12 protein-coding genes and 1 pseudogene are annotated in these 12970 nt (G+C 59.7%); all 13 read right to left on the bottom strand.

Annotated features, from left to right (window positions below):
- Nucleotides 1–165: 165 nt before the first annotated feature.
- A complete protein-coding gene (locus BKA07_RS10415; protein WP_167950842.1) occupies nucleotides 166–1761 on the bottom strand; it encodes an AbgT family transporter in 1596 nt (531 codons plus the stop codon).
- A gap of 30 nt (nucleotides 1762–1791) precedes the next feature.
- A complete protein-coding gene (locus BKA07_RS10410; RefSeq protein WP_167950841.1) occupies nucleotides 1792–2952 on the bottom strand; it encodes an NAD(P)/FAD-dependent oxidoreductase in 1161 nt (386 codons plus the stop codon).
- Nucleotides 2953–2978: 26 nt separating this feature from the next.
- Complete coding sequence (locus BKA07_RS10405) at nucleotides 2979–3683, bottom strand: GntR family transcriptional regulator (protein ID WP_167950840.1); 705 nt, start codon at nucleotides 3681–3683, stop codon at nucleotides 2979–2981.
- 416 nt (nucleotides 3684–4099) lie between these two features.
- On the bottom strand, nucleotides 4100–5368 hold the full coding sequence (locus tag BKA07_RS10400; protein WP_167950839.1) for a PucR family transcriptional regulator: 1269 nt from the start codon (nucleotides 5366–5368) through the stop codon (nucleotides 4100–4102).
- 12 nt (nucleotides 5369–5380) lie between these two features.
- Nucleotides 5381–6538: an acetyl-CoA C-acyltransferase gene (locus BKA07_RS10395; RefSeq protein WP_209043937.1), complete on the bottom strand. Its 1158-nt coding sequence runs from the start codon at nucleotides 6536–6538 to the stop codon at nucleotides 5381–5383.
- Nucleotides 6539–6608: 70 nt separating this feature from the next.
- Complete coding sequence (locus BKA07_RS10390) at nucleotides 6609–7019, bottom strand: MaoC family dehydratase (protein WP_167950838.1); 411 nt, start codon at nucleotides 7017–7019, stop codon at nucleotides 6609–6611.
- Between the two features lie 11 nt (nucleotides 7020–7030).
- A complete protein-coding gene (locus BKA07_RS10385; RefSeq protein WP_209043936.1) occupies nucleotides 7031–8302 on the bottom strand; it encodes an MFS transporter in 1272 nt (423 codons plus the stop codon).
- Nucleotides 8299–9738 (bottom strand): MFS transporter, encoded by a 1440-nt coding sequence (locus BKA07_RS10380; RefSeq protein ID WP_167950837.1) that lies wholly within the window; start codon nucleotides 9736–9738, stop codon nucleotides 8299–8301. The genes BKA07_RS10385 and BKA07_RS10380 overlap by 4 nt, the downstream gene beginning before the upstream one ends.
- Before the next feature lie 51 nt (nucleotides 9739–9789).
- Nucleotides 9790–10038, bottom strand: coding sequence for a Zn-ribbon domain-containing OB-fold protein (locus tag BKA07_RS19330; protein WP_245161916.1), 249 nt, complete (start codon nucleotides 10036–10038; stop codon nucleotides 9790–9792).
- Nucleotides 10039–10056: 18 nt separating this feature from the next.
- Nucleotides 10057–10248: pseudogene (locus BKA07_RS19940) on the bottom strand (zinc ribbon domain-containing protein); the annotation flags it as partial.
- A 35-nt stretch (nucleotides 10249–10283) separates the two neighbouring features.
- Nucleotides 10284–11363, bottom strand: a complete 1080-nt coding sequence (locus tag BKA07_RS10370) for a thiolase family protein (RefSeq protein WP_209043934.1) — start codon at nucleotides 11361–11363, stop codon at nucleotides 10284–10286.
- Between the two features lie 71 nt (nucleotides 11364–11434).
- Nucleotides 11435–12139 (bottom strand): 3-oxoacid CoA-transferase subunit B, encoded by a 705-nt coding sequence (locus BKA07_RS10365; RefSeq protein WP_167950835.1) that lies wholly within the window; start codon nucleotides 12137–12139, stop codon nucleotides 11435–11437.
- A 29-nt stretch (nucleotides 12140–12168) separates the two neighbouring features.
- Nucleotides 12169–12948 (bottom strand): CoA transferase subunit A, encoded by a 780-nt coding sequence (locus tag BKA07_RS10360; RefSeq protein ID WP_167950834.1) that lies wholly within the window; start codon nucleotides 12946–12948, stop codon nucleotides 12169–12171.
- Between the last annotated feature and the right edge of the window lie 22 nt (nucleotides 12949–12970).

Genomic DNA, 12970 nt, shown 5'->3' with positions numbered 1-12970 from the left:
CTCCCACAATTGTGCGGCCGCCGCCACGGATCTTCCTTGGCCACCGCGCAGGGGACCTGAGCGACGAAGCCACCGGCGATCACCTCGGCGACGGGATTGCCCTTAGACACCAGCTAGTTCCTGACTACTGTGGCAAGAACCGGGCACTCATCAGTCACACGGCTGTCAATGAAGCACGACACCAGGGCCAAGCGGAATGCCCAGCAGGTACCAAAGGCAGAAGAACAGGCCCCAGCCGATGAGGATCGCGACCGAGAGCGGAACCGTGAAGGCCATGAGTGTGCCGATCCCCGCGTCCTTGCGATATCGCTGTACGTATCCGAGCGCGAGGACGAAATAGGCGCTCATCGGTGTCACGGCGTTCGTCACGGAATCTCCGATCATGAACGACACCATGGCGGCCTCGGGACGAACACCGTAGTACATCATCATCGGCACGAGAATGGGTGCGAAGATCGCCCACATCGCCGAACCGCTCGTCACGATCATGTTGATGAACGCCACTCCGACGATGATGACGATGAGCACGACCAGGTGCGGAGCCTCGAGTCTCTGGAGCAGATCTGCGCCGTTGACTGTGAGCACGGAGCCGATTCCCGTCCAGCTGAAGTATGCGAGGAATTGGGCCACGGCAAAGAAGAGGACGATGACAGGCGCAAGATTGACCACACCAGCGATCATCGCCTCCGGAACAGCTCTGACAGTGGTGAAGGCCCTGGTGCTGTACCCGTAGACCATTCCTGTCAGAGTGAAGAACAGCGAGATGAAGATCGCGATGTTGTCGAGGACCATCGATTCGACCAGGGACTGGCCGGGTTCGATGAACGGTGAATCCGGCAACAGCAGGATGACGACGACTGCGACGATGAAGACCACTCCGGCCGCCGTTGCCCGGAGCAAACCGCGAGTCTGACTGTCGTCGAGTGTCATCGACTCGGCGACGTCGGTGTCGTCCTCCCCAGGTCGACCGGGTGGGGTGACTCCGCTGGCGTTGGCCGATTCTTCAGCAGGAACCTTGAAATCCTCTCGCCGAGCGAGCACGAGTTCCACCACCAACGTGATGATCACGGCCAGGAGCATCGACGAGGTGGCCGAGAAGAAATAGGTTGCCACCGGTGTGATCGAAGCGCTCGAGTCCACCGTCTGGGCCGCAGCCGATGCCAGCGAAGAGCGGATCGCATCGGAGGGAGTGACGAGCGGACTCGCATTGAACCCCGCGGATACCGAAGCGTAAGCCACCATTACACCGAGAACGGGACTCCGCCCCGCAGCTTTGAAGGACATCGCTCCCAGCGGGATCATCACCAAGTAGGCCGCGTCGCCCATGATGTGGGCGATCATTCCGCTGAAGGCGATCGCGAAGGTCACCCACCGTTTCGGCAATCTGATGATCGTCAGCCGGATGAGGGCTTCCAGCACGCCGCTCTTCTCAGCGACGCTCACACCGAGCAAGACGACGAGCACGACCGCCAGGGGCGGAAAGGATGCGAAGTTGTCCAACGCCGATTCGATGGCGTACTTGAGACCATCGGTCGACAGCAGGTTCTTGACCTCGACGACCTCATCGGACTCGGGCAGCGTCACAGAGACGCCGGCTGCTGAGAGCACCCAGCTGATGACGCCGAGCAGCCCAGCCATGATCCAGAACAGCCAAAACGGGTGCGGAAGCAGATTGCCGATCCGCTCGATGAAACCGATCGCCCGGTACAGCAGTGGGAGCCGTTCGGGAGCAACGGGGCCGGCGGTGGTTCGTGTAGTCATCGGTCTCCTTTGATCGACGTGAGAGTCGTGTTACTGATCGCCGAGCTGCAATGGCAGGTCTACGCCGCCAGCTGTTGCCGTGGCATGTTCGAATCGGGTCGGCCGGAATTTGTCGAGCAAGTCCTGCTGGCTGTCGGCGATGAGCTCCTCGGCAACCAGCCGGCCGAGAAGTGGGCCAAGCGTGATTCCGCTGTGTGTGACGAGGCAGTAAGTTCGAGATAGGCCCGCAGCGAATCCGGCGATCGTGAAACCGTCCGCAGGCAGCGACCGATAGCTCACGCGCAGGTCGATCAGGTCCGGCGGTGCGTCCTTCGTCACTGCAGTGAATCTCGTCGCCATCTCCTGGGCAAATGAACCTTCGTTCGTTGGTGGGGCCGCGGGATCGACTCGCGGGTTGAGGTCGAGAGCCTGAACGACGATCGCTCCGTCCTCCCCCGGTCGCAGATTCAGCTCGGGCGTGTGCACGACCGACTTCACCTGCGTCGAATTCGTCCTCACATAGCCGAGAAGACCCGTCACCGCAGACCCCAGACCGATCTCGTCGTTCATCGGAGTCTCGAATCCTGAGGCTTGAGCGAGCGCCTGAGTCCAGCGTCCCGTGGCGAGCACGACACGATCTGCAGAGAGCACACGTCCATCGCCGAGGTGGACCGCGACCTGAGCGCCACCTTCTTCCACCTCCGTGACAGTCCCCCTGATCAGCTTCGCGCCATGTTCGACAGCGTGTGCACGAAGGTTGCGCAGCAGCTGTTCGGTGAGCACATATCCTTCTGATGGAAAATGCGCGATCAGTTCGATGTTCTCGGGAACTGAGATGTCTCCGGCGATCTCGCCTACGCGGTCGGCTGAGAGCAGCTCGGATGGATATCCGAGCTCGCTGAGGCGAGCGATCCTTTCCTCCAGTTGCGGTGCCTGGTGCACATCGGCCATCTGCAGTCCGCCCGATCGATGGTACGTGCGCGGCCCCGGCAGAGTGCTAGCGAGTCTGGAGTGCTCGTTCATCCCGGCGATGTTGAGTTCGTGATACGCAGGGTCGAGCTTTCCATTGGCGTTCGTCCAGGCGAAGCTCGTGCCGGAAGTGCCGGCGCCCAGGTCTCGGGCATCGACGAGCGTGACGTCGGCTCCTGACATGACCAGACTGTCGGCGGTGCTGAGCCCGAGCATCCCTGAGCCGATGACGATGATGTGCATATGAGGTCCTCTGTGGTCGTTCGTTGTCAGTTGGCGGGCAGTTCGATGTAGAACTCGGAGGTCCCTGGTCGGACCAAGGTTGCTGTCGTCTCCAGTACCTGGTCGTCCGGTGCACGTAGCTCACGGCGACGCCTCAGCGCTGGTGTGCCCGTCTCGCACGTGAGCAGTTGGGCTTCACGGTCACTGACGAGTGTCGGCTCCAAATAGACGCGAATGGTATCCACATCGACATCATTGGACTTCAGATGGTCGAGGATGACGAGGTCTTCGAGCTTCTGGCGGAGGATCGTCGGTGCGGTGGAGAACAGGATGACGTGTGTCTCGAGCGCATGCGGACGATCGAGAGCATCGAACTTCAGACGGACGATTTCGGTGACGGCGGTCTCGGCGGCAGCTCCAGGGAGCGGTAACAGGGCGTCGGAAGCGACAGTCACCTGGGCCGAGAGCACTTCGTGCCGCCCAGGACCGCCGTGACGGGCTACGGCCGGGTTGGTGAATGACAGAAGGTTGATCTGCTGCCGCGAGGTTGCCACGAATGTCCCGCGGCCCTTCTGGCGCACGACGGCCCCCTCGGCGGCAAGCTCGTTGAGTGCGCGTTGTGCCGTCGGCCGACTCACCGAGTACCGCGCGCAGAGTTCATTCTCGCTGGGGAGTTTCGCTCCTTCGGGAAGTTCTCCTGAGCGGATCTGCCGTTGAAGGTCGCGCTGGATGCTCCGAAACAAATCGTCCATAGGTTGACAGTACAGCTGCCCACTTGTCCTATCAAGTTGGAAATTTGAGACGTAGTGAGGTTCGGTCGGACAAATATGAGCTGCTCAAGGCCCACCACTGGCATCGGTTGACATGGCGGCGTGACAGCAATTGGTTACGAGCAGGCGTGGAACGTCGCAGATCGGTCTTCTGAGAGCAGATCGATCACTTTGAAGGGAGCATGGTCGCTTCACTTGGCGCCGTTCGCATCGTAGTACGCGCTGAGGCAAACTTAGTTCAGGACAGCCGACGGCTAGCAGACCAGTGCGATTAAGATAAACGCACTCGAAATGATCGCCTCAATACCTGCCTCGACCATCGACACGAACGTGTTCTTGATCTCGGAGATGTTGAATCCACTCGTCTCGATTCTCAGGAGATCTGAACGCTGTAACTCTCACTCGAATATCCGGTCATGCGTCTCTCCTGCAGTGCGGCTCGTGATTTTCGCACCGAGCGCTAAAAGAACCAAGTCATCCGACTGGTTCGCGTCTCTGCCCGAGACCTCCTTGATTCGCTCAAGGCGGTAGCGAACGGTATTCGGTCTCACATTGAGCTGTTCAGCGGTCCTCGTGAGATTGAAACGATGGGAAATATAGGTCTGCAGTGTCTGCACAAGGTCCGAGCTATGTCGACGGTCATACTCAGCAAGCGGATCAAATGTCTCGCTGAGAATCGCACCACTGAGTCCAGACTTTTCAATCACAGTTTGCAGCAGGACATCGGTATAAAAGAACGCTCGACGCTCGCTCTGAAAGTCAGCTACGCGCACAGCATCCGCAGCTTCACCATAGGCCAGCGAGATGCCCTGCTCGCCACCACGCACCCGGCTGACCCCGACCACTAGACCTTCAAGTTCTGCCGCCAAAGTGTTGGCCACTTCGCGAATATCGGTTCCATGTGGACCTGAAGCATGAAGGACGACCACGATTTCTTCCTCCCGCATTCCGACCAATGGGCGCTGTGACGGTGCGTTCGGGAGCAAACGACGCACGGCGGATAGGCTATCGCGAGTCGAATGCGGTTCGGCAACAGCCGAATGACGCCTACGCAGAAGGACAACGCAATGCTGTTGGCCCAACCTCATCCCGAGACGTGAAAGGTAACTGTTCACCCGTGCCGATAGCGGAGATCCGGAAATGAGTTCTTCGAGCACATCACGCTCGGCCAACTGCCGGTCTTGGATGACGTTCTCCGATTCCTCGAGATAGGAATTCGCCACCGCCAGCGACACGCTATTGACGTAGCGCATTATTTCCCCAGCGACGGCGAATCCGGTTGAGGGAGAAGCCTGACATTCTGGCAACTGAGAGATTTCGCTCCAAACCACCTGCCCCCATACTCGATATGCATGGAGAAGTGATTGGACCGACACACCCTGACGGAAGCGGCGCACCGCGCTATTGCGAAACTCTTCTAGGCTGCGCTTCTCGTCAACCTCTCCCGACAGCCAGCTCAGAAGAGTGAGCAGATTCCGGCGCGCCATCTCGGCCACGTCTCTATCGATGAACCCCTCCGGGAGAGATCGATAGTCGACGATCTCTGCCTTGTAGGCGTCAACCAGGAGCGCGCCTATCTTCTCGGCCTGAGTCTGCAGGTAGTCGACGACAGTAGCCGTCAATGAGTCATCAGCCAATTGCCATGAAGCACCTTCCCCTTCAGTCATAGAATCATCTTCTCATCGCAGTCGCAATAGGATCGCCTGCCCCTGACCACCTCCGCCGCACATCGTCGCGATACCGTGATCGACGCCTCTCCTTCGCATCTCAAATGCCAAGCTCATCGTGATGCGGAACCCTGACGCGCCCAGCGGATGACCGATCGAGATGGCGCCTCCATTGACGTTAACGATGCCCAAGTCGACCTCGAGGTCATGTGCGGTGGCGAGGGCGACACCGGCGAAGGCTTCATTGACCTCCCAGAGTCCGATATCGCTCACGTGCAGTCCGGTCTTCTCAAGAAGCTTCCGAGCAGCAGATGCCGGTTTGAGGTGCAATGACGGATCCGGCCCTGCCACCGTGCTGGTGCCCACGAATTCGACAATGGGTTCGAGTCCGTGAGCTTGGGCGAGTGCTTCGGTCATGATCAAACCTGCAGAACCGGCATCCGACATCTGCGATGCGTTTCCCGCCGTGACTGTGCCGCCCTCAGTGAAAGCCGGCCGCAGCCGTTGCAGGCGGTCTGTTGATGAGTCGTGACGAATTCCCTCGTCTGTCGCAAGTTCGTTTAACGCCACGATCTCATCGGCAAGACGTCCGGCTTCAGTCGCAGAGTGGGCACGACGATGACTCTCGACGGCGTACTCGTCCTGGGCAGCTCGTGAAATGCCGATATCGGCATTGGCCCGGTCCGCGATCGGTCCCATCCCGGAGTCGGATACGGCACACCACAGCCCGTCCTTCATCAACAGATCGACAGCAGGCTCATCGCCTACCGCTCGTGCTTGCCGCAGCTGCACAGCATGTGGAGCGCGGCTCATGGAGTCGAAACCGCCGACGATTGCCGCGTCCATCTCACCGGACTTGATCAGATTGGACGCCATACCAGCCGCATACATGCTCGCCAAGCACACATTGTTCAGTGTGATCGCAGGAACCGTCGTCTCCACGCCTCCTCGCAGCCCTGCTGAACGAGCCGGGTTCTGACCATTTCCGGCCTGAACGATGTTGGCCATGATGACATGGTCGAGGACGATTTCTCCGGAGCTTCTCATCACCTCGGCGACGGCGGCGCCCCCGAGGTCCAGCGGGTCGACGGTCTTCAGTGCACCGTTGAATTTTCCCACAGGTGTCCGTGCGGCGCTGACGAGCACAGGTTTACGTGCTGTTGTGGACAATATCTGCTCCTTGTTCGTGTCCTGGCCAATTGATCTGGCCTAGTAGTGCGGTGGTTAACGCTCGAGTCACTCAGTCGAAAGACATCGTGTAGCACACGGCCGTACCGTCAAGGGCGATCGTTCCGTCGCCGCGGACGACCTGGGTCTTGAGCTTCGTCACGGGCTTATCGGACCGTGCTTCGATGACCTCGACTCGTCCGGTGATGGTGTCGCCGGGGCGCACCGGGGCTTTGAAGTCCCAATTGACGCTGAGGAAGACGGTTCCGGGACCAGGCAGTTCCTCTGCTACAACGGCGTTGAGGATGGCACTGGTGATTCCGCCTTGGACGACGATCTCGCCGAACTTCGAGGATTTGGCGGCGTTATCGTCGTAGTGGAGGGGGTTCCTGTCCCCGCTGATGTCGGTGAATTTCACGATATCGTCACGGGTGACGGTCCGAGTGAGTTCGGCAGTCTGTCCGGCTACTGGGTTGTTCGTCATGAGTGGTTCTCCTATTCGTTCTGCTTAATACTTCTTCTGGTGGTGCCGACGATTTCGCCGACGGGTTCGTCTTCTGTACGGCTATCGGGCTGTTCGCGACGTCGCATATGCATGGCAATCGCACCGACTATCGGGCCCGGCAGCAGAATGAGGAACGCAAACTGCCAACTGGAGAGGTTCGCCGTCAGCGGTACAAGTTGGATAGTGATGACGGTGATGAGGTAACCGATGGTGGTCTGGGCAGTCAGGGAGGTACCGACGTAGTTCGGATCGACGCTCTCACTCAACGCAGTGGAGAAGACACCGGAATCGGCGATGACCGAGGCGCCCCAGACGATGAGGAACACGAGCAGCAACGGCTCGGCGACGGAGAACATGACCGGTGAGAGCAGGCAGCACATGCCGCTGACGACCAACGCAGACACCGCCGCCGCGCTGCGGCCGAATCTGTCGGCGATCCACCCTCCGATCAGACAGCCGGCCAGTCCTGCTGCTCCGATTGCGATGAATGCCCACAGGCCGATCTGACCGGAATTCGTTGCCTCGCCCATGTTCTTCTGGCTGAAGAGCAGGTAGGTCGGCAACCAGGTCCATAATGCGTACAGCTCCCACATGTGTCCGAAGTAGCCGAGATTGGCCAACAGCGGAGCCCGTGTTCTGAAACCCTCCCAGGCATATCGAATCTTCGGTCGTGCAGTCGTCCCGCCTCCATGCTCTCCTGGACGAATCCACATCACCGCGATGAAGCCAGCGACGATGGCAATGCAAGCTGCGATGACCATGATCATTCTCCATGGCAATCGGTCACCCAGCCCGGAGATCAAGTGAGGCAGTCCCGATCCCACGGTCAGTGCTCCCAATAGGAGCCCGAACGCGATGCCACGCTGACGCGGCGAAGCCCATGTCGACATCACTTTCATACCAATCGGATACACCCCGGCCAAGAACATCCCGGTGAGGAAACGCAGTACGATCGCGGGCCACAACCCGTCTGCCGCAATCGCGAGCATGACTGTGGACAGACCGGCACCGAAAGCGGCTGAGCCGATGACGAAGTGCGGTGGAAACCTATCACCCAGCGTCAGCAGGGCGGAGGTGACCCCGCCCGCGACGAATCCCAGCTGAACGGAGGCCGTGAACCAAACTGCGCCAAGCGAATCGATCGACCATTCGTCCTGGAGTGACGGCGATACTGCTGTGGCAGAGAACCACACTGTCAGCCCCATGACTTCAACAGCCGCCAGCAGCAGCATCTGTCGCCACTTCCGCGCTGCGGTCGTCACTGCGGCTCAGTTATCTTCTGCTCGGTTGAACGGACTGCCGAACGTGCAGTTGAAGCAGTTCGCCCCAGTGCGGCCGAGTTATCTGAGTGATCGGCAGTGGCCCCATTAGACGCATCGCCCGTTTGCGGCTTGCGTCGGTTGCCCCGGTGAGTTTCTGGAGCCATCAGTGTCGCAAGGACACTGATGATGCTGGCACCGATCATGTAGACGGCCACCAGCCATGGACGCCCACCGGCGACCTGCAGCAGATACACTGCCAACACTGGTGAGACGGCACCGGCAATGGTGGACGCCAGCTGGTAACCCAACGAGGTACCGGTGTAACGGACTTTCGTGTCGAACATCTCTGACATGAATGCCGCCTGCGGACCGTACATCGAGTCATGGAACACGAATCCGATGACAATCGCCAACGCGATGAGAATGACGTTGCGAGTGTCGAGCAGAGCAAACATCGGGAAGGCGAAGAGGCCGGAGGCCACCGCACCAAACAGATAGGTCCGGCGGCGACCGAACTGGTCCGAGACCCAACCGAACAGCATGAGCGTGAACACGCTGATTACGCAGGCGACCATCACTCCGCCGAGGGCCACGTCGTCAGACATTCCCAGCGATTCGCCGACATAGGTAAGGGTAAAGACCGTGAGGATGTAGAAGATAGCGTTCTGGGAGATCTTCACTCCGGTTGCCAGGAGCAGCCGACGCCATTGGCTGCGAAGCATATCCGCGACAGGGAACTTCGCGATGTCGTCTTTCTCTTTAGCCTGGGCAAAATCAGGAGTCTCTTCCATCTTGAGCCGGATGATGAGCCCGGTAGCGATGAGCAGTGCCGAGCCGAGAAAGCCGATTCGCCACCCCCAAGCGACGAATGCCTCGGAACCGATAATGAAGTTTGTGATCATGAAGACGGCGTTGGCCATGAAGAGCCCGACGGGCACTCCGACCTGCGGCCAGGACCCGGCGACCCCCTTCTTCGTCTTGGGCGCGTGTTCGACAGCGACCAATACTGCGCCACCCCATTCGCCCCCGACTCCGAACCCTTGGATGACACGAAGGACGACAAGCAGGATGGGTGCCCAAACACCGATCGTCGCGTATGTCGGCAGGAAACCAATCAGCGTAGTTGCGCTGCCCATCATCATCAGCGAAAGAACGAGCATCGATTTGCGTCCGATGCGATCACCGAAGTGACCCATGACGATGCCGCCCAGTGGGCGTGCGACGAATCCGGCTGAGAATGTCATGAGAGACAGCAGCGTTCCGGTGGGGCCGTTGAAGTCTGTGAAGAAGACTTGGCTGAAGACGAGTGCCGCGGCAGTTCCGTACAGGTAGAAGTCGTACCACTCGATAGCCGTGCCGATGAAACTACCCCATTTGGCGCGCCGCACCATTTCCGGGGATTGTGCTGGCAGGTTTGATGAACTCGCATTTGTCATTTCCTGACCTCCTTGTCAGTCGGGAGCTCGTAGTCCCTGTCGGATGAGCTTCTACACAGCAGTGGGTGCGAAATTGAGGAGCGTCTGATTGAGCTGGTCGTCCCAGGTGGGACGGAGCGAGACTGCCATTCCCACAGCCACCTCATTGGTGGGGCAGTCGAGGATCCGGGCCGTAAGTCGCGGACCTTCTTCAAGTTCGACCAGAGCGATCACATACGGGGTCTCGGCCGCCCACGCCGGATGCCCGGGCTTTTCGACGACAGTGAACGTCCACACTGTTCCCCTGCCGGATGCAATCATCCAGGTGAGATTCTCCGACCAGCAAATGGTGCAGAGATTTCGCGGATAATGCTGCCGATGTCCGCAGTCGAGGCAGCTCTGCATGAGGAGCTCACCGTCGTTCGCCCGATCCCAGAACGGCTTCGTTAGGGGCGTCGTGACGAGTCCTGGTCGCGGGATCTCAGGGGTAGTGTATCTAGTCGTTGTGGTTACCGGACGGTTGCCCGTCATCGTCGTATCTGGTGGCATATCATTTGCTCCAATAGTCATGATTTCGAGCTGCTGAGAATCAGTGCGACTTCTTCACTGAGGGTCGCGCCGTTGCCTGTGACCAGAGCCAGTTCGGGGTCTGCGATCTGACGCCCGGTGGCGCTTCCGCGCAGCTGGAGAACAGCCTCGACGACGTGGCCCATACCCCCTGCCAGGTCAGACTGCCCGGTCGAGAGCTGTCCCCCGTGAGGATTGATCGGCAGTTCGGATCGGATCGAGAAATCGGCCTGCTCAAGCCAGGGGCCGGCCTCACCCTTCGGGCAGATCCCAGCGTCTTCGAGGGTCTCTGCGACAACGATTGAATAGCAGTCGTAGATCGATAGGAAATCGAGATCCGAGGCGGAGACAGAAGCCATGCGGTAGGCATGGCTGATTGCCGGTGCCAGGGGCGAAGTTGTCAGCTGTGGTGCCTGAGAAAGCGCCCGATGCGTCACCATCTCACCTGCGCCGAGCAGGTGGACCGGATCGTGGGGTAGGTCAACCGCCCGTTCGGTCGAAGTGACGACGACTGCCGCTCCGCCACCACAGGGCATAACCACCTCGAGCAGGTGGAGGGGCGACATCACCATTGGTGAGTCCATCACATCATCGACAGTGATCTCCTTTCCATGGAAGACAGCGTGCGGGTTGAGCATCGCGTTCGCCCGCTGTTTGACCGGAACCTGTGCCAACTGCTCGGCAGTGGTGCCGAATTCAGCAATATGAGCCTGGGCAACCATCGCATACGCCTGGTTGGCGCCACTGGCACCGTATGGCACGTCGAACTCGCGGATCGGATTGCGATTTGGCGAGCGGGGCGGACGTTCGGGATCTCGGGCATTACCGAGGACGCATAGCACCGTGTCTGCCATCCCGGCGGAGACGGCCGCTGCCGCTCGCCAGACCATGCCCGGCCCCGTGGCTCCACCCAGGTCTGTGATATCGGCGAATCGAGGCTGGAGGCCGAGGTACTCGGAGAGTGCGGCCGGGGCATGTTGGGGAGTCTCTCCCACTTGAGGACCGATCATCAGTCCATCGATGTCTTGAGGAGTCAGACCGGCATCGAAGACAGCTGCCCGACTGACGCGTGCGATCATCTCGAGGGTTGTCACACCTGGCGTAGTGCGTTGGGGCGGGAGCTCGTGCGCGCCTACGATCGCCGCGCCCCTCATACCAGCTCACCGTCGCGGTCCATTGTGACGTCCGCAGCACGATCACCGTTGGCGATGCCCAGGAGTTCAGGGGCAATAGTCAAAGGCGCACCGGTGGCGTCGACGACTTCGTCGACGGTCAGTCCTTCAGCGATCTCACGCAGGATGAGCCCTTCGCGAGAAACGTCCATGACGCCGAAGTTGGTGATGAGCATGGACACCACCCCGCAGCCGGTCAGCGGCAAAGTGCATTCCTCCAGGACGCGGTGGTCCCCGTCCTTGGTCAGATGTTCCATTAGAATGATGACTCGTTTGGCGCCGTGCACCAGATCCATCGCTCCACCGGGTCCCTTGATCATCTTTCCGGGAACGGTCCAGTTGGCCAGGTCTCCATGAGCGGAGACCTGCATACCGCCGAGAACCGTAACATCGAGTTTGCCGCCGCGCACCATGCCGAAACTCATCGACGAATCGAAGTAGGCCGCTCCGGGCAACACCGTCACAGTCTCCTTACCCGCGTTGATGAGTTTGGGGTCCGCCTCCCCCTCATACGGATAGGGTCCGACACCGACAATTCCGTTCTCGGAATGCATAATGATTTCACGGCCATCGGGCAGGAAGTTCGGAATGAGGGTAGGCAATCCGATTCCGAGATTGACATACCCGCCTGCAGGAAGTTCCTTCGCCGCACGCGCGGCCATATCGTTGCGTGTCCAAACCATGGTGAGTCCTTTCTGTGATCGGTGGAGTGTCAAGCAGCCGTGCGCGGACGAGTTCTGAGCTTCTCTATCGGAAGCTCATTGCGTACCTCTGCCGTTTGGGCGATAACCCGATGCACGTAGATTCCTGGAACGTCGACTTCATCGGGATCGATCTCTCCCGGTTCGACAAGTTCTTCTACTTCGGCAATCGTGGTCCGGCCGCATGTGGCGACGACTGGGCTGAAAGATCGTTCCGCCTTCTCGAACACAAGATTGCCGTGTCGGTCACCCTTCGCCGCGCGCACAAGCGAGAAATCGGGGACGATAGCTTCTTCGAGCACGTAGGTGAGGCCCCGACCGAAATGATCGAATTTCCGAGTTTCCTTCGCCGGCGACTCGACGATGACGTTCCCCCGCGAGTCGTATCTCCAGGGCAGGCCGCCATCAGCCACAACAGTGCCTACTCCGGATGCGGTGTAGAAGCCGGGGATGCCAGCGCCTCCGCAGCGCATCCGCTCCGCCAGCGTTCCCTGCGGAGCGAACTCGAGTTCGAGCTCACCACCGAGATAACGACGCGCGAACTCGTGGTTCTCGCCCACGTACGAGGCAATCATTCTTGTGATCTGACCAGTGCTGAGCAGCTCTCCGAGCCCCCAGTCGTCAACTCCACAGTTATTGGAGATGACTTCAAGATCTCCGACGCCGTGGTCCCGCAGTGCCCTAATAAGGGTTACGGGGACGCCGACCAGTCCGAAACCTCCGACGGCGATTGAGGCACCAGCGAGAATGTCACCAATGGCCTCAGCCGACGAAGTGTGCACCTTATCCATTGCGTATGATCTCCTTTTGTCA

This window comes from Brevibacterium marinum, from assembly GCF_011927955.1.
Taxonomy (GTDB): Bacteria; Actinomycetota; Actinomycetes; order Actinomycetales; family Brevibacteriaceae; genus Brevibacterium; species Brevibacterium marinum.
Note: the sequence above shows the minus strand (reverse complement) of the source record. Positions and strands in the feature narration are given on the sequence as shown.